The sequence below is a fragment of the Stenotrophomonas sp. YJH_SMC_110 genome, from assembly GCF_059369255.1.
The window spans coordinates 247,450-263,848 of record NZ_JCAFSM010000002.1; the positions used below are offsets into that span (position 1 = coordinate 247,450).

13 protein-coding genes and 3 tRNA genes are annotated in these 16,399 nt (G+C 67.0%); 6 read left to right on the forward strand and 10 right to left on the reverse strand.

All coding sequences use genetic code 11. The features are described from left to right. Positions 1–408: 408 nt before the first annotated feature. The 5 genes from AC5P6H_RS05795 to AC5P6H_RS05815 all read right to left on the reverse strand — a co-directional run bounded on the left by AC5P6H_RS05795 (position 409) and on the right by AC5P6H_RS05815 (position 3,822). Entirely contained in the window at positions 409–2,199 is a 1,791-nt protein-coding gene (locus tag AC5P6H_RS05795) for an acyl-CoA dehydrogenase C-terminal domain-containing protein (protein WP_495202383.1), read from the reverse strand. 64 nt (positions 2,200–2,263) lie between these two features. Continuing rightward, positions 2,264–2,740, reverse strand: a complete 477-nt coding sequence (locus AC5P6H_RS05800) for an LEA/WHy family protein (RefSeq protein ID WP_014647826.1) — start codon at positions 2,738–2,740, stop codon at positions 2,264–2,266. A gap of 165 nt (positions 2,741–2,905) precedes the next feature. Continuing rightward, positions 2,906–3,457 (reverse strand): lipocalin family protein, encoded by a 552-nt coding sequence (locus AC5P6H_RS05805; protein ID WP_495202384.1) that lies wholly within the window; start codon positions 3,455–3,457, stop codon positions 2,906–2,908. A 141-nt stretch (positions 3,458–3,598) separates the two neighbouring features. Further along, a tRNA-Phe gene (locus AC5P6H_RS05810) sits at positions 3,599–3,674 on the reverse strand. Positions 3,675–3,746: 72 nt separating this feature from the next. Beyond that, positions 3,747–3,822, reverse strand: a tRNA-Phe gene (locus tag AC5P6H_RS05815). Positions 3,823–4,156: 334 nt separating this feature from the next. On the opposite strand from AC5P6H_RS05815, the gene curA reads away from it, so the two are divergent. Beyond that, a complete protein-coding gene (gene curA, locus AC5P6H_RS05820) occupies positions 4,157–5,182 on the forward strand; it encodes an NADPH-dependent curcumin/dihydrocurcumin reductase (RefSeq protein ID WP_495202385.1) in 1,026 nt (341 codons plus the stop codon). A 118-nt stretch (positions 5,183–5,300) separates the two neighbouring features. Here the strand turns inward: curA and AC5P6H_RS05825 are convergent, their stop codons facing one another. Next, on the reverse strand, positions 5,301–6,143 hold the full coding sequence (locus tag AC5P6H_RS05825; protein ID WP_126411190.1) for a bifunctional transcriptional activator/DNA repair enzyme AdaA: 843 nt from the start codon (positions 6,141–6,143) through the stop codon (positions 5,301–5,303). A 132-nt stretch (positions 6,144–6,275) separates the two neighbouring features. Between AC5P6H_RS05825 and AC5P6H_RS05830 the strand changes: the two genes are divergently transcribed. Beyond that, positions 6,276–7,037, forward strand: coding sequence for an SDR family oxidoreductase (locus AC5P6H_RS05830; RefSeq protein WP_049442395.1), 762 nt, complete (start codon positions 6,276–6,278; stop codon positions 7,035–7,037). A 6-nt stretch (positions 7,038–7,043) separates the two neighbouring features. On the opposite strand, the gene AC5P6H_RS05835 is transcribed toward AC5P6H_RS05830, so the two are convergent. Further along, a complete protein-coding gene (locus tag AC5P6H_RS05835) occupies positions 7,044–7,529 on the reverse strand; it encodes a hypothetical protein (RefSeq protein ID WP_126412540.1) in 486 nt (161 codons plus the stop codon). 158 nt (positions 7,530–7,687) lie between these two features. Here AC5P6H_RS05835 and AC5P6H_RS05840 point away from each other — a divergent pair, with 158 nt between their 5' ends. After that, on the forward strand, positions 7,688–7,861 hold the full coding sequence (locus tag AC5P6H_RS05840; protein WP_006457496.1) for a hypothetical protein: 174 nt from the start codon (positions 7,688–7,690) through the stop codon (positions 7,859–7,861). 61 nt (positions 7,862–7,922) lie between these two features. Here AC5P6H_RS05840 and AC5P6H_RS05845 read toward each other — a convergent pair. After that, positions 7,923–7,998, reverse strand: a tRNA-Ala gene (locus AC5P6H_RS05845). Between the two features lie 231 nt (positions 7,999–8,229). On the opposite strand from AC5P6H_RS05845, the gene AC5P6H_RS05850 reads away from it, so the two are divergent. After that, complete coding sequence (locus AC5P6H_RS05850) at positions 8,230–10,560, forward strand: TonB-dependent receptor (protein ID WP_478409047.1); 2,331 nt, start codon at positions 8,230–8,232, stop codon at positions 10,558–10,560. Positions 10,561–10,631: 71 nt separating this feature from the next. On the opposite strand, the gene AC5P6H_RS05855 is transcribed toward AC5P6H_RS05850, so the two are convergent. Both AC5P6H_RS05855 and rnd read right to left on the reverse strand, forming a co-directional pair. Further along, positions 10,632–11,705: a hypothetical protein gene (locus tag AC5P6H_RS05855; protein WP_445978807.1), complete on the reverse strand. Its 1,074-nt coding sequence runs from the start codon at positions 11,703–11,705 to the stop codon at positions 10,632–10,634. Positions 11,706–11,794: 89 nt separating this feature from the next. Continuing rightward, the gene (gene rnd, locus AC5P6H_RS05860; RefSeq protein ID WP_134809115.1) at positions 11,795–12,874 is read right to left on the reverse strand and encodes a ribonuclease D; all 1,080 of its coding nucleotides are present in this window, start codon (positions 12,872–12,874) and stop codon (positions 11,795–11,797) included. Between the two features lie 84 nt (positions 12,875–12,958). Between rnd and AC5P6H_RS05865 the strand changes: the two genes are divergently transcribed. After that, entirely contained in the window at positions 12,959–14,845 is a 1,887-nt protein-coding gene (locus AC5P6H_RS05865; RefSeq protein ID WP_014647818.1) for a formylglycine-generating enzyme family protein, read from the forward strand. Positions 14,846–14,929: 84 nt separating this feature from the next. Next, entirely contained in the window at positions 14,930–15,826 is an 897-nt protein-coding gene (locus tag AC5P6H_RS05870) for a M48 family metallopeptidase (protein WP_005417787.1), read from the forward strand. Positions 15,827–16,399: the final 573 nt, after the last annotated feature.

Below are 16,399 nucleotides of genomic sequence, written 5' to 3' on the forward strand. Positions count from 1 at the left end.
AATGATTCAGGTCCGCGCATTCCTCCTATCCCCCGCACCTGTCGGTGCGCCCCCCTTAACAAAGGGGGGCTTTTCCCCAGATGGATTTCGGTGGTTTCCATCCACGCGTGGCGTGGATCTACGCAGATCGCGGGGAACTGTCAGAGGCGGGGCGGTGTGGGTTGGCAGGACCGTTGGCGCCATGGAGGGCGCCATCGAGCCCCCAGGGGTGAGGGCGCTTTGCTTGCGAAGCACTGCTTCGCAAGCGCCTGAACGCACAGTCGCCAGCGGCTGGGCCGGACCGCGGAGCGGGGTTTACGGCGTGTCCTGCCAGCCCACACCGCCCCGCCATCCACCGGGATCCAGCTGTTGCTATTGCGGTTGCCGGCCAGCGGCCGGCACTACCGCGGGTGCCGGGCGAAGCCCGGCTCAGGCGCCGAAGCGCTCGTCGTCCATGGCCATCAGCGGCGCGGCGCCGGCCTGGATCGCGGCGGCGTGGCTGAGGGTGCGCGGCAGCACGCGGGCGAAGTAGAACCGTGCGGTCTCGCGCTTGCCTTGGGCGAAGGCGGCGCCGTGCGCGCTGGCATCGGCGGCGGCGACGCTGCGGGCCCACCAGTAGGCCAGCACCACGTAACCCGAATAGAACAGGTAGTCGTAGCTGGCCGCGCCCAGTTCGTCGGGATTGGCGGCCGCGCGCTGCAGCACGTCCATCGTCAGCTTGCCCCATTCGGCGGCCTTGGCGCGCAGCGGGCCGATGAACTCGGCCAGCGCTTCGTTGCCCTCGTGTTCCTTGGCGAAGGCTTCGATCTCGGCCAGCATCAGCTTCAGGCCGGCGCCCTGGCTGGATGCGGTCTTGCGGCCGATCAGGTCCAGCGCCTGGATGCCGGTGGTGCCTTCATACAGCGTGGTGATGCGTGCATCGCGGGCCAGCTGCTCCATGCCGTGCTCGCGGATGTAGCCGTGGCCACCGAAGCACTGCAGGGCGTTGTAGGTGTTCTCGATGCCCCATTCGGTCTGGCAGGCCTTGGAGATCGGGGTCAGGAAGCTCACCAGGGTGTCGGCGCGCTCGCGCTCGGCGGCATCCTGGGCGTGGTGGGCGATGTCGATCAGGGTGGCGGCATGCAGCGCCAGCAGGCGGCTGCCTTCGACCAGCGACTTCACGGTCAGCAGCATGCGACGCACGTCCGGGTGGACCAGGATCGGGTCGGCCGGCTTCTCCGGGAACCTGGCGCCGCTCAGGGCGCGCGACTGCAGGCGCTCACGGCTGTACTTCAGTGCGTTCTGGTAGGCGCGCTCGGACAGGCCGATGCCCTGCAGGCCGACACCCAGGCGCGCGGTGTTCATCATGGTGAACATGGCCTGCAGGCCCTTGTGCGGCTGGCCGACCAGGTAACCCTGCGCACCATCGAAGTTCATCACGCAGGTGACCGACCCCTTGATGCCCATCTTGTGTTCGATCGAGCCACAGCGCAGTGCATTGCGCTCGCCGACGTTGCCATCGCGGTCGACCTTGAACTTCGGGGTGACGAACAGCGAGATGCCCTTGGCGCCCGAAGGGGCGTCGGGCAGCTTGGCCAGCACCAGGTGCACGATGTTCCCGGTCAGGTCGTGCTCCCCGGCGGTGATGAAGATCTTGGTGCCGGTGATCGAGTAGCTGCCGTCGGCGTTCGGCTCGGCCTTGGTCTTGAGCAGGCCCAGGTCGGTGCCGCAGTGCGGCTCGGTCAGGCACATCGTGCCGGTCCAGCGGCCTTCGATCAGCGGCTTGAGGAAGGCGTCGTGCTGCCACGCCTCGCCGTGCTGCTTCAGCGCTTCAATGGCGCCGTGCGAGAGCAGCGGGAAGTTGCCCCACGCCAGGTTGGCGGCGTTGATCATTTCGTTGAGCGGCACCCCCAGGGTGTGCGGCAGGCCCTGGCCGCCCAGCTCCGGCGAGGCGGTCAGGCCGGTCCAGCCGCCATCGACGAACTGGTCGTAGGCCTGCTTGAAGCCGGGCGGGGTGGTCACTTCACCGGTGGCCTGGTCGAGTACGCAGCCGATCTCGTCGCCGACGCTGTTGAGCGGGGCCAGCACGGTGGCGCTGAAGCGGCCGGCTTCCTCCAGCACGGCATCGACCACGTCGGTGGTGGCGTCGGTGAAGCCCAGGCGGGCGAACAGGGGTTCGACCTTGAGCACGTCGTGCAGGGCGAAACGGAGGTCGGAAAGCGGGGCGGTGTAGCTGCTCATCGGTACGTCTCGATTTGATCAGGGCAGAGGGGAGCGGCGCCGGGCGCCGCGACGAAAGGCGGGTTCAGCGCAGCACGCCGGGCAGGCCGGGGGCCTGGTTGAGGGTGCTGCGGCTGCTGATGTCGAAGCTGCGCTGCTTCTTTTCCTGCGGCGTGGCCGCCACCGTTCCCTTCAGGGCGTAGGCCAGGGTGCGGTTGCTGGCCAGCGCGTCGGCCACCACCAGGCGCGCGGTCGAGCTGGGCACGAGGTCGACATTGATGACGTCGGCGGAGGTGCCGCCGATGGAGATGCCGGGCTTGACCTGCAGGGTGCCGGCATCGCTGTCGCCGACGGTCAGCGCCAGTGAGACATCATCGAAGGTCATCGGCATCGAGCTGAAGTTCTGCAGGCGCAGGGCCACGGTCCAGTTGCCGTCGGCACGCACGGTCAGCTGCTGCAGGCTGGCCGCCGGTTCCGAAACACGCTTGACAATGCCGTTGCTGCAGGCAACAAGGGCGAGGGTGCACAGGACGATCAAGGCGGTACGGAAGCGGTGGAGCATGGGCGCAAGTCCTCTGGAGGGGGTGCGTTGGGGTAAGCATACTACGGCGTATGGTTTTATGGATCGCCCGGAGCGACCCGTCCGCAGAGGGTAGCGCGTGAAGATGGCGGTCGGGCATGCACAACGCCGGATGGCGCGCGCACGATGCGCCGGATGCGAAGCGGTTCAGTCGGCCGCGGGATCGCGCAGCGGGGCCATCAGGCGCAGTGGCCCGAGGTCGTACCCCATCGACTCGGCCTTGGCTTTCAACTGTTCGAACCGATCGCGCTCCATCTCCGGCAGGCGCGAGAGGATCCACAGATACTTGCGGCCGGGTTCGCCGACCAGGGCCCATTGATAGTCCGGGTCCAGCGCCAGCACCCAGTAGTCGGCCCAGACCAGGGGCGCCCAGCTCAGCCAGTCGGGGACGAAGCGCACCTGCAGTTGCCCGGGATGGCCGGCCACCGGGCGTGCCACGCCTTCGGCGACCACGCGCTCGCCGTCACCCTTGCGGCAGGCATTGGTGACGCTGATGCGGCCGTCGCGGCGCAGGCCATAGTTGGCGGTGATGTCGCCCACGCACTGCTTCTGGAACGAGACTGGAAGATGCGCGATCTCGTGCCATTGGCCCGCGTAGCGATCAATGTCCAGGTGCTCGACCGCGCGCACCGGTTCAGTGGCGATCACCGGGAAGGCGGCCAGCAGCAGGCAGGTGAGCAGGGCGGGGCGCAGAGGCATCGGCGGGCTCCAGGCAGGAGTCTGGAGCGTAGGTGCCGCCGCGCATGCCGGTGTAAATGTTTCGTCAACCGAGCCACGGTGGTCGCCGCTTGCGCGAAGCGCGAATAAAAAAAGACCTGCATTTCTGCAGGTCTCTGAAGATGGTGGCCGAAGACGGAATCGAACCGCCGACACGGGGATTTTCAATCCCCTGCTCTACCAACTGAGCTACTCGGCCAAATTGTGTGGCTACCGCGGTGAGTGCGGTTTCCGGAAAAAAAAGACCCGCATTTCTGCAGGCCTTCGAAAGTGGTGGCCGAAGACGGAATCGAACCGCCGACACGGGGATTTTCAATCCCCTGCTCTACCAACTGAGCTACTCGGCCACATGTTTCGTTGCAGCGAGGTCGCTGCCAAGGACGCGTATATTACGGAGGTCGGCTGCCTTCGGCAAGCGTTTTGCCAAGATTTCTTCACATTGCCCTCTGCGCGCTCGCAAGTGCTTGATCCTCCGTTGTGGAGCGGGGCGTGGCCCATCGATTGTCGTCTGCGGTGGAAATCAGCAGGTCGCCGCGTTCGCCAAAGCTGCAAGGGCAAGGGGTGCGCCGGACCCGCGCGGGTCCGGGCAATGGAACGCTGTTTTCGTGGCCGCCATCGGGGATCGCCGCAGCGTAGTGTCGGTAGTCCTTTCCCGATGCTGGCAACAGCAGAGACCTGGCCATGTCCGATTCCTCCACCGCGTCCCGCATCGTGCTTGCCTCGCGTCCGCAGGGGGCGCCAAGTGCAGCCAATTTCCGCCTGGAACAGGTTGCGCTGCCGGCACTGGCCGATGGCGAAGTGCTGCTGCGCAACCGCTACCTTTCGTTGGACCCGTACATGCGAGGACGCATGGACGAGGGCCCGTCGTATGCCGCGCCGGTGGCGGTAGGGGCGGTGATGGAAGGCCAGACCGTGGCCGAGGTGCTGCAATCCAAGGCCGAGGGCGTAACCGCAGGCGAGCTGGTGCTGGCGCCGGGTGGCTGGCAGACCCACGCGGTGCTGCCGGCCAAGGCGCTGGGGCGTCGTCTGGATCCGGCCGGGCTGCCGCTCAGTACGGCGCTGGGGGTATATGGCATGCCCGGTTTCACCGCCTATTCCAGCCTGCATGAAATCGCCCGTCTGAAGCCGGGCGAGACGTTGGTGGTAGCCGCCGCGACCGGGCCGGTGGGCGCGACCGTGGCGCAGCTGGCCAAGCTGCAGGGCGCGCGCGTGGTCGCCATCGCCGGTGGCGAGGCCAAGCGTGCCTATCTGCAGACGCTGGGCGTGGACGTGGCGCTGGATCATCGCGTGGCTGATTTTGCGGACCAGCTGCGCGCGGCAGTACCTGCGGGCATCGACGTGTACTTCGAGAATGTCGGCGGCCATGTGCTGGATGCGGTGCTGCCGCTGCTCAACGACTTCGCCCGCATTCCGGTCTGCGGCACCATCGCTACCTACAACGAGCGGGGCGTCGAGCAGCCTGGCCCGGATCGGCTGCCGTCACTGTTCAGCCAGATCCTGTGCCAGCGCCTGACCGTGCGTGGTTTCATCGTGCACGACTTCAACCACCTGTGGCCGGACTTCGAACGCGAGATGCTGCAGTGGCTGCGCGAGGGCCGCATCCAGTACCGCGAGGATGTGGTGGAAGGTCTGGAGAAGGCGCCGGAGGCGTTCTTCGGGCTGTTGCAGGGGCGCAACTTCGGCAAGCTGGTGGTGAAGCTGGATTGAGTGCTTGGTGGGTGTGCCGACCAAGGTCGGCACCTACGGGAAGCTGGGCGTGCCGACCAAGGTCGGCACCTACGGGAAGCTGGGCGTGCCGACCAAGGTCGGCGGCTATCGGGTGGCGTCAGCCGTTGGCGACCTTTTCCCGGCGCAGCAGTTCGCGCTTGCGCGCAACGCCCCAGGCATAGCCGGACAGGTCACCGTCGCGGCGCACCACGCGGTGGCAGGGCACGGCTACCGCCAATGGATTGCTCGCGCAGGCACGTGCCACCGCACGACTCGAGCGTGGTGCACCGATATGCGCGGCAATATCCGCATACGACGCGGTCTGGCCGCGCGGAATCTGCTGCAGTGCCTGCCATACCCGCTGCTGGAAGGCGGTGCCGCGGATATCCAGCGGCAGTGTGGCGCCTCGCGAGGGATCCTCGACCAGGCCCACCACCTGTGCCACCAGTTGCTCATAGCCGTGGTCGGCACCGACCAGTTCGGCCTGGCGGAAGCGTTGCTGCAGTGACTGCAGCAGCGCCTCCGGATCGTCGCCGAGCAGGATCGCGACCACGCCGGTGGCGCTGCTGGCCACCAGCACGCTGCCCAGTGAGCTTTCGGCAAGCGCGAAGTGGATGACTTCGCCGCGACCACCTGCGCGCCATTGCTTGGGAGTCATGCCCAGCAACTTCGGTGCGTTCTCGTAGAAGCGCCCGCTGGAGCCGAAGCCGGCATCGTGGAAGGCATCGGTGATGCGCTCCTGCTGTTCGAGCCCGGTGCGCAGGCGGTCGGCGCGCAGCGCGGCAGCGTACTGCTTGGGGGTCAGCCCGGTGGCCTGTTTGAACAGGCGATGCAGGCGCGTCGGGCTGCAGCCGGCGATGTCGGCCAGCTCCTGCAGCGAGGGCTCGTCGAGGCTGGCCTGCAGATGGCGGCAGACCCGTTCGACGCGGGCGTCGAGGGCGGTGGTGGCGGTGCTGTCCATGGGCGGATTCTGGCACGTGCCGGTTCTGCGGAAACTCCGGTTCCTGCACCTGGCCGCGAGGCCCGGAAACGGAGTGTTGGTGGGCCGGAGGCGCGGCATCGTGGCGGCCACTCCACAACCGGTACCACTCTCATGCGCCTGAACAACAAGATCGCCCTCATCACCGGTGCCAGCGCCGGCATTGGCCGCGCCAGTGCGCTGCGCTTCGCCGCCGAAGGGGCAAAGCTGGTGCTCAATGCGCGTCGGCCGCAACCGCTGCACGCACTGGCCGAGCAGATCCGTGCCGGCGGCGGCGAGGTGGTGGTGCATGCCGCCGACGTGGCCGAGCCGGGCACGGCGCAGGCGTTGGTCGATCTGGCCCAGCAGTCATTCGGAGGCCTGGACATCGCGCTCAACAATGCCGGGATGCTCGGCCCCGGCGTGCCGGCAGCAGAGTTCCCGGCGGATGCGTGGCGCGAGGTGATGGCCACCAATCTCGACGCCGCCTTCCATGCCGCACGCGCGCAGTTGCCGGCATTGCTGGCACGCGGGGGTGGCTCGCTGGTGTTTGTCGGTACCTTTGTCGGCCATACCGTGGGCTTCCCGGGTATGGCCGCCTACGCGTCGAGCAAGGCCGGACTGATCGGCCTGAGCCAGGTGATCGCCGCCGAGTACGGCGCGCGTGGCGTACGCAGCAACGTGCTGCTGCCTGGCGGTACCGATACCGAGATGGGCCGGCAGGCCGCACCCACCGGCGATGCCCGCGACTTCGTGCGCTCGCTGCACGCACTCAAGCGCATGGCCGAGCCGGAGGAGATCGCCAACGCGGCGCTGTTCCTGGCCAGCGATGAAAGCAGTTTCGTTACCGGTACCGCGATGCGTGTTGAAGGTGGAGTGTCGATCACCCGTACCTGAGCGGCGTCATGAGCGCGGCGTGTAGCGGATACCGCTGCTGGCCATGAAGCCTTTCGGGTCGAACCGGGCCCATGCCTCGCCCCACTCGAACCGGGCGCGGCCACCTGCCAGTTTGCGCCCCAGAGCCGTGGCCAAGGTGCGACGCATGAAAGCGACTTCGGCATCGATCGCGACCTGGGTCGGCCAGCCGTCTTCCAGTGTCGCACCCGGCAGGTCGACGCTGATCTTCACCATGTCCAGCTGTTGCCCGTGGAAGCACAGGCTGATGCCGGCGGGCGCACCGCCCAGACTGAGCCGGTGCAGGCTGAGCCAGTGATAGCCGGTGCCGGCATCGCGCTCGCCATGCATCAGCATGGCGAAGGCGATGCGCGCCTCCTCCAGTGACAGGGTGGGGCAGATCAACGTCGTCAGGTGGCCGAGCTGGATGCTGCCGTCCGCTGGATCGAGGCGCATTGGCAGCGTACGCGCGGCGTGCTGGGCAGGAGGTGACATCGCGGACTGGCTGGGCATGTTGGTCCGGATTCTGCAGAGCCGTGAGCTGCGGCGGCAAGCGGAACTGCACACGCTGTTCGCGCGGGCCTGACCTGCGGATCACTGCGCAGCCTCTAGCGTGAAGTCCTGATCGGCCTTCGCCGGCACAGGAGACTTCGATGAGCGAGCGCGACAAAGACCCTGGCGATCCGAAACAGGGCGTACAGGAAAGCCGTCAGGACAGGGCGCAGGAGGACGTGGCAAAGCAGCGGCCGGGGCAGCGCGATCAGCAGGTGCGTGATACGCATTCGCGTGGTCCACGCCGCAAGGACGGGGATCAGGAACCTGCCTGACCCGTGATCGATGCAAGAAAAAACCCGCAGATCGCGACGATCGGCGGGTCTTCTTAATGAGTGGTGGAGCCAAGGAGGATCGAACTCCTGACCTCGTCATTGCGAACGACGCGCTCTCCCAGCTGAGCTATGGCCCCACGGCAGGGCTTCAGTGTAGCCAACTGGCTGCGCCTTGCCAAGCCGATCCGGGATGTGCCGGACGGCGTGGCATGAAGGCGTGCACTGTGCCGAAACCGTCCGGTTTGTCGGGGCCGGATGCCGCGCAACGAAATCGTAACAATTTGGGGGATAATGGCGGCTTGCGCAGTTCTCCTCCTTTTTGCCGCCCGGCTCGCGCAGGCCGCACGGACGCCTCCTCAGAGCATTCCATGCCCTCCCATTCCGATTCCCGCCGCCTGTCGGGTATGTCGTCTTCCTTCGTTTCCTTCCGCCGCCATCCGCTGGCCCTGGCCTGTGCCGGCCTGGCCCTGGTCGGCAGCTTTGGTGCCGCCGCGCAGGACAGCGCGCCGACCCCGACGGGCCTGGACACGATCACCGTGACCGCCGAGCACCGCGAGCAGAACCTGCAGGAAGTGCCGGTCTCGGTGGGCGTGGTGCAGGGCGAGCGCATGCGCGACTTCACCGCCGGCGGCGACGACACCCTGCTGGCGCTGTCCGGCCGCGTGCCGAGCCTGTATGCGGAAACCACCACCGGCCGCATCTTCCCGCGCTTCTATATCCGCGGCCTGGGCAACATCGACTTCTACCTGGGTGCCTCGCAGCCGGTGTCGATCATCCAGGACGATGTGGTGCTGGAGCACGTGGTGCTGAAGTCCAACCCGGTCTATGACGTGGACCAGGTGGAAGTGCTGCGCGGCCCGCAGGGCTCGCTGTTCGGCCGCAACACCACCGCCGGCATCATCAAGTTCGACACGCTGAAGCCGACCCAGGACTACACCGGCCGCGTCAGCGCCAGCTATGCGACCTACAACAGCGTGTCGATCGACGGCGGCTTTGGCGGCCCGATCAACGACATCGCCTCGTTCCGCGTGTCGGCGCTGTACCAGCACCGCGACGACTACGTCGACAACACCTACAAGGGCCCGAGCGCTGACGGCACGGTCAGCCCGAAGAAGAACGCCATGGGCGGCTTCGATGACCGCAACGTGCGCGCGCAGCTGCTGCTGACCCCGAGCGACCAGTTCTCGATCCTGGCCTCGGCCCACGCCCGTGATTACGAAGGCACCTCGACCCTGTTCCTGCGTGGTGCGCTGACCAAGGGCTCGAACAAGACCGACGTGCCGCGCGACCAGGTCGCCTACGACGAAGCCGGCAACAACCCGCAGGCCTACAAGACCTACGGCGGCTCGGTGAAGGCACGCTACGACTTCGGCGCGATCGACTTCACCTCGATCACCGCCTATGAGACCACCTCCGGCTACAGCCGTGGTGATACCGACGGCGGCGCTGCGGTGAACTTCCCGGTCAACGGCGTGCCGAACGGCTACGGCCAGTCGATGGGCCGCATCCGCGACCTGGACCAGTGGACCCAGGAATTCCGCCTGGCCAGCCATGACGACAGCGCCCTGCAGTGGCAGGCCGGTGCGTTCTACTTCAACGGCAGCGACACCACCGACTTCTACCAGCGTGCGTGGTTCCTGCAGGGTGCGGCCCGCAACCCGAACAACTGGGTGCGCCTGCGCAACAAGAACACCTCGTGGGCCGGTTTCGGCCAGCTGAGCTACGCCTTCACCGACAAGTTCACCGTCACGGCCGGCCTGCGCCAGACCAAGGACGAGAAGCACACCCGCCTGCTGAAGACCGCTGACACCGCCGCCGGCTTGGTGACCTACAAGGGCCGCACCGACGTCAAGATGTCCGACACCACCCCGAGCTGGGATCTGAGCGCGATGTACCAGATCACGCCGGACGTGAGCGTCTATGCGAAGGTCGCACGCGGCTTCCGCGGCCCGACCATCCAGGGCCGTTCGGCGGTGTTCAATGCCGACTTCACCACCGCCGATTCCGAGACCATCCTGTCCTGGGAAGCCGGCGTGAAGAGCAGCCTGTGGGACAATCGCCTGCGCCTGAACGCCACTGCGTTCACCTACACCGTCAATGACATCCAGCTCAACGGCAACGATTCGGACGGCAACGGCGTGCTGTTCAATGCCGACAAGGCCAAGGCCTACGGTTTCGAAGCGGACATGGAGCTGCGCCCGATCCCGAACCTGACCCTGAGCGCCGGCGTCAGCCTGCTGCACAGCGAGATCAAGGACAAGCGCGTCTACGCGCAGGTCTGCGGCCTCAACGGCAAGGTGGTGTGCACGGTGAATGACCCGACCATCAAGGTCGGTGCCAACACCTTCGCGCAGATCGACGGCAACCCGCTGCCGAACGCGCCGAGGTACAACGTCAACCTGGCCGCCCGCTACGACTTCCCGGTCAGCGACGCGGGCACCATGTTCGTGTCCACCGACTGGAACAAGCAGGGCTACACCAGCTTCGTGCTGTACGACAGCAAGGAGTTCAACTCCAAGGGTGATTTCGAGGGCGGCCTGAAGATCGGCTACTCGGGCAACTACGGTGCCTATGAAGTGGCGCTGTTCGCGCGCAACATCACCAACGAGAAGAACCTCAAGGGTGTGATCGAGAACTACATGGCCGCGGTCTACAACGAACCGCGCACCGTCGGTGTCTCGTTGAACATGAACTGGTAAGGCTTACCCCGTCGTGTAACGGAAACGGCGCTCATCGAGCGCCGTTTTTCGTTGCTCGGCATCATCCGTGCTCACGGCGTGGCGCTGACGCCCTTGCCCAGCGCTGCATCGGACGGCGCACTGGGGCCCAGCACCTGCAGCTGCATCGCCTCCATCCGCTCCAGTACCTTGCGCTGCTTGCCGTTGAGGCCGCGCGAGGTGATTGCGATGTGCTTGCGTGCAGCGTCCAGCGGCGCGGGTTGGTAGTGCACCGTGAAGCGGCGCAGGGCGCATCCCGTCAGCTTGTCGACCGGTGCGCAGTCGTTCGCGTTGAAATCGATATCGCCGTCGGCGGCAACAATGAAGGGGCTGAGCAGGATCTGCCCTTCGCGGGCAGTGAAGGCCAGTGGCGCGTGGGCCTTGGCAATGACCGCCTGGATGCGTACGGCAGGGATGTCTTCAGGGACGATCCTGTCATCCCAGTAGCCTTCGGTCGGGCGCGAGGTTTCGTAGTTCTGGGTGCCCCATGCCACGCAGTTGCCGGAGGCCACATGCACCGAGATGCAGACCTGCTGGGAGTGCTGATCGGTCAGGACGCCGGGTGGTACCCAGACCTTCTTCCAGGAATAGAAACGGTAATCGACGTCGGCCAGGCGGGTGGCGCCGATGTCCTTCGATACTTCGTCCGTAGCCCCCAGCGGCTTCAGCTTGGCCACGCGGGTGTTCAGGCGGTAGTTCTCCGCACCGTTCAGCAGATAGGTGCCCGGCGGAATCAGATGCACCTCGAACACGTCCATCAACACCGTCCGCTGCGGGCCGGTTTCCAGTTCGTTGGTGTTGAACAGCTGCACATAGCCCTGGGAGGGAATGTCCTTGTGCTGGAAGGACACCCGCGTCGAGAACCCGGGCAGGTCGGTCGAGCGCTTGCCCAGATGAAAGCCGGGGACCGGAGAGCCGATGCCTGGCCCGCCGTTGTGCACGACATACGGGGCCGGCACCAGCACGGCAACCAGACCGTCGCGGGTGGCGCCGTCAATGATGTCCACCAGCTTGGCTGTGTTCTCCTTTTCCTGTGCATAGGAAAGCGGTGCGGCCTGCCCAGAGCATGCCAGGCCCAACGTGGTTAGCAGCAGTGCGCAGGCGGTCGCGATCTTGAGGGTCTGCATCGACGTCTCCTTGTCAGTACCGGTAAACCCTAGCACGGCCCCTGCAGGCTCAAGGTGCATGGCGCCGGCGTGGTCCGGCGCCCGGTGCTTCAGCGTGCCGGCAGCAGCGCCTGCAGCCGCGCTTCCAGCTCTTGCTGGCGCCAGCCGGCCAGTGCGGCCGGCCACTGGCGGCGTTCCAGATAGCTTTCCAGGTGCTTGCGTGAGGCCAATACGCCATCCGGCAGGCCCAGTTCGCGGCTGCGCTCGGCAACCGCGTCCTGCAGCTTCTTCAGTGCCTGCTTGTTGCTGTCGTTGGCCGGCAGCGCCAGCGGTGCTTCGGCCTCATCGGCCAGCGGCGTATCCAGCGCCTGCCACACAGCGCCCGCGAGCTTGCGCGGTGCCTTCGGGAACTGTTCGAACAGCTTGCCCAGTGCGGCGGCATCGGCCGGTGGCGTGCGTGCCAGCGTGGCGGCCAGTTCGTTGTCCAGGATCCAGCTGCGCGGGCGGTCGCTGCTGCGTGCCTGCACATCGCGCCAGCGCAGCAGACGCAGCAGCCGATGCTGTGCGGCCGTGTCGAGGAACTGCGCCGAGCGCATCGCCAGGTGCGGCCAACGGTCTTCGTCATTGGCGACGCTGGCCAGCAGGCGCTCGCCGTCGTCGTGCAGCCACTGCTGGCGGCCCAGCGCCTGCAACCTGGCATCGATGGCGTCATGCAGCGCGAACAGGTGCTCGACATCGTCGGCGGCGTACTGCAGCTGCGAGTCGGACAACGGGCGGCGCATCCAGTCCGAACGGGTCTCGCCCTTGGCCAGCGCCACGCCGGTGATTTCCGCGACCAGCTTCTGGTAGCCCATACCGCCACCGATGCCGGCCAGCGAGGCGCCGATCTGGGTGTCGAACAGCGGACGTGGCAACACGCCGCAGGCCCACTTGAAGGCGACCAGGTCTTCGCTGGCGCTGTGCATCACCTTGACGATCGATTCATCGGCCAGCCACGGCGCCAGCGCTTCGGTCATGCCGGGAATCAGGGGGTCGATCAGCAGGATGTCCTGCCCGACCGCCATCTGCACCAGGGCCAACTGCGGCCAGAAGGTGCGTTCACGGATGAATTCGGTGTCCAGGCCGATGCGGGCCGGACGCTGCTGGAAGTACGGATCCAGCTCGGCGGGGGTGGTGATCCAGATTGCCACGGGTCAGGGCCTACTACTCGGGTTTGCTCAGGCAGGGGAGAATAGCCTAACGTCGGTCCGCATCCGTGCCGAAGGAGATCCTGCTTGCGTTTTCCGCTGTCGTCCGTGCTGTGCACCGCCCTGGCCCTGGCCGGCTGCACGCCGTCGCCCTCGGCGACACCGGAGCCGGGACCGGCTGCTGGCGAAGACGCACGGCCGCAGCAAGGCATGCAGGCGGACGCGACGCCGGAGGCGGCGCAGGGCAGCGTCACCATCGCCGGTGAGGATGCCGCCGAGGATGTGCAGCGGTGGACGCCACCGCGGGTCGATCGGCAGGGGCGCAGCCTGGCCCAGCTGCGTCGCGCGGCCGAGAAGGCGTTCGCCGAAGGGCGCCTGTACGAGGACGCCGACGCGGCGGTTCCGCTGTGGCTGGCGGTGCAGGAAGAAGACCCGGATGACCGCCAGGCCCGCAACGGCCTGCAGCGCGCCCGCCAGCGCCTTCAGCAGCAGGCCGATGCCCTGCTGGTCCGGCCGCTGCAGCAGCGCGAGGCGCTGGCCGAGGCCAGCCGCCAGGCACTGGTGCTGCTGACCCTGGCGCCGAAGGATGAGAAGGTTCGCGCGCTGCAGGGACGGGTGGAGCTCGCCCAGCGCGTGGTGGCCTACAACCGTGCCGGCGAGGAAGACCTGCGTTCGGGGCGGATCGGTGAGGACGGTGACGGAGCGATCGGCAACTTCCGTGAAGCGCTGGCCCTGGATGAACACAACAGCCGGGCACGGCAGGGCCTGGCGGCGGCCGAGAGTGGCCTGATCCGCCGTGCCGAGGACGCGGCGCGGGTGCGTGACTTTGCCAGCGCCGGCACCTGGCTGGCCGAAGCCAGCAAGGTCCGTGACTCATCACCGGCCATTGCCGATGCCTTCGAACGTATCGAACAGATCCGCGCGGCGGCACTGCTGCAGCTGCGCGATGATGGCCTTCGCGAACTGGCGACGCCACAGGGCCTGAAGCCGGCGCGCGAGAAGCTGGCCGAGGCCCTGCGCATCGCCTTGCCAGGGGATGCGGTGGTGGCCCAGTTGCGCGAACGCATCGACCTGGCCACCCATTACGGCAGCTTCCGTCCCGGGCAGGTGTTCAGCGACGCCATGCGCGATGGCGGGCGCGGCCCGCAGATGATCGTGGTGCCGCATGGTGGCTTCCAGATGGGCGCGGGTGATGCCGAGCCCGGTGCCAGTGATGCCGAGCGGCCCTCGCATTATGTGCGCTTCGACCGCGGGTTTGCGATGGCGATCACCGAGATCACGGTCAGTGATTTCGAGCGCTATGTGAAGTCGACCAATGCGCGGCCGCGTGCGACCCGGCGCGGCCACTCGGTGGTCTATGACGAGCGCAGCGGCAATTTCATCCGCCGCAGCGGTGTGGACTGGCGTTCCGATTACGATGGCGCGCGCGCACTGGGCAATTCGCCGGTGATGCATGTGAGCGTGCGTGATGCCGAAAACTACGCGGCGTGGCTGTCCGAGCAGACAGGACGCAGCTACCGGCTGCCCAGCGAGGCCGAATTCGAGTACGCGCTGCGTGCCGGCAGCAGTGGCCGTTATCCGTGGGGCGACGCCGGCACGCCGCCGCCCGGCGCTGGCAACTTCACCGGCAGCAAGGATGTCTCGCCCTCGGGGCGGCACTGGCACAACGCCTTCGTCGGCTATGGCGATGGCTGGTGGGGGCCCGCGCCGGTGGCCAGTTTCCAAGCCAATGCCTTCGGCCTGCACGACATGGCCGGCAATCTCAGCGAGTGGGTGGCCGACTGCTGGCATGCCAGCTACCGGCGTGCGCCGTCCGATGGTGTCGCCTGGTTCAACCCGGGCTGCCGGTCGCGGGTGATCCGTGGCGGCAACTGGGCCAATGCGCCCGAGCAGACCCGTGCGGCCTGGCGGCAATCGCAGGACTCGGACACCACCAACGCGCGCATCGGCTTCCGTCTGGTGCGGGGCATCTGAGCATCGGGCTTCACCCGCTGCTGGCGTCCGCGCACTAAGATTGCGCCGTGCCCGCCGGCCGGCGGGGCCTGCTGGAAGACACCGATGCGCAACGATCCCTTTTCCCGCTCGCCGCAAGGCCCGCAGCGGCGCGGCCTGTTCGGCAACATCCGCTGGTGGGTGCTGCTGCTGGCGGCGGGCTATGCGGTGTTCTACTGGTTCTCCAATCGCACGGTCGATCCCTACACCGGCGAGAAGGTGATGATCGACAGCAGCCTGGATGCGCGCCAGGAGACCGCGCTCGGGCTGCAGGCCTACCAGCAGATCCTGTCGCAGGAACGGCCGATGGATCCGAATGCGCCGATCGCGCGTGATGTGCGCGACATCGCCCAGCGCCTGATCGCCAAGGTGGACGTGGTGGAGACCGCGCTGGCACAGGAGCACGGCGTGCAGCCGGCGCATTTCGCGCGGGATTTCCAGTGGGAAGTGAATGTGATCCCGTCCGAGCAGGCCAATGCGTTCTGCCTGCCGGGTGGCAAGATGGCGGTCTACACCGGCCTGGTGCCGGTGGCGCGTACGCGTGACGCGATGGCGGTGGTGATGGGCCATGAGATCGCCCATGCGCTTCTACGCCATGGTGCACAGCGGATGGCGCAGCAGAAGCTGACCCAGATCGGGCAGATGGCTGGTGCCGCCAGCGGCATGGATGCGCAGCAGCAACAGATGATGATGTCGGCGATGGGCTACGGCTACCTGCTGCCCTATGCGCGCAGCCACGAGACGCAGGCCGATGAAGTGGGGCTGATGCTGGCCGCAGCGGCCTGCTTCGATCCCCGCGAGGCGGTGCCGCTGTGGCAGCGCATGGGCCAGGCCAGTGGCGGCCAGGCGCCGCCGGAGTTCGCCTCCACCCACCCGAACCCGGGTACCCGCATCCAGAACCTGCAGGCGCTGATGCCGAAGGCGCTCGAGTACCGGCAGAAGTTCTGCGAGCAGGCAAAGTAGGGGGAGGGGCGGCAGGGCTTGCAGCCCTGCACCCGCGGTAGGTAGTGCCGGCCGCTGGCCGGCAGCAGCAACAGCGGAAGCGGGTTTCCTGAGGGATGGCGGGGTGGGTCCGGTTGCGGGAGACGCCGTAAACCCTTCCATGGGGGCTTGGCCGCGGCATCCATGCCGCGGACACTCCCGCAACCGGACCCACCCCGCCTTCGACAGTTTGCTGCGGTCTGTCGGAAATGCTCTTGGGGTCAGATCCGTTTTCCGTAGGAAATCGGATCTGACCCCGAATTGATTCGCCATCTGGCAGAGATGCATTCACGCATGGCGTGGATCTACCGTGTCGACCAAGCTCGACACCTACCAACAGTCATCGGAATCTGTCAGAGGTGGGGCGGTGTGGCTGTGCAGGACCGTTGGCGCCATCGAGCCCCCAAGGGTGAGGGCGCTTTGCTTGCGAAGCACTGCTTCGCAAGCGCCCGAACGCACAGCCGCCGGCGGCTGGGCCGGACCGCGCAGCGGGGTTTACGGCGTGTCCTGCACAGCCACACCGCCCCACCAAACCATCAGCAATCCAGAGCCGCT

What these genes read in the sequence shown, in the direction of transcription:
- AC5P6H_RS05795 (WP_495202383.1), bottom strand. Translation starts at nt 2,199, where the DNA reads ATGAGCAGCTACACCGCCCCGCTTTCCGACCTCCGTTTCGCCCTGCAC.
- AC5P6H_RS05800 (WP_014647826.1), bottom strand. Translation starts at nt 2,740, where the DNA reads ATGCTCCACCGCTTCCGTACCGCCTTGATCGTCCTGTGCACCCTCGCC.
- AC5P6H_RS05805 (WP_495202384.1), bottom strand. Translation starts at nt 3,457, where the DNA reads ATGCCTCTGCGCCCCGCCCTGCTCACCTGCCTGCTGCTGGCCGCCTTC.
- curA (WP_495202385.1), top strand. Translation starts at nt 4,157, where the DNA reads ATGTCCGATTCCTCCACCGCGTCCCGCATCGTGCTTGCCTCGCGTCCG.
- AC5P6H_RS05825 (WP_126411190.1), bottom strand. Translation starts at nt 6,143, where the DNA reads ATGGACAGCACCGCCACCACCGCCCTCGACGCCCGCGTCGAACGGGTC.
- AC5P6H_RS05830 (WP_049442395.1), top strand. Translation starts at nt 6,276, where the DNA reads ATGCGCCTGAACAACAAGATCGCCCTCATCACCGGTGCCAGCGCCGGC.
- AC5P6H_RS05835 (WP_126412540.1), bottom strand. Translation starts at nt 7,529, where the DNA reads ATGTCACCTCCTGCCCAGCACGCCGCGCGTACGCTGCCAATGCGCCTC.
- AC5P6H_RS05840 (WP_006457496.1), top strand. Translation starts at nt 7,688, where the DNA reads ATGAGCGAGCGCGACAAAGACCCTGGCGATCCGAAACAGGGCGTACAG.
- AC5P6H_RS05850 (WP_478409047.1), top strand. Translation starts at nt 8,230, where the DNA reads ATGCCCTCCCATTCCGATTCCCGCCGCCTGTCGGGTATGTCGTCTTCC.
- AC5P6H_RS05855 (WP_445978807.1), bottom strand. Translation starts at nt 11,705, where the DNA reads ATGCAGACCCTCAAGATCGCGACCGCCTGCGCACTGCTGCTAACCACG.
- AC5P6H_RS05870 (WP_005417787.1), top strand. Translation starts at nt 14,930, where the DNA reads ATGCGCAACGATCCCTTTTCCCGCTCGCCGCAAGGCCCGCAGCGGCGC.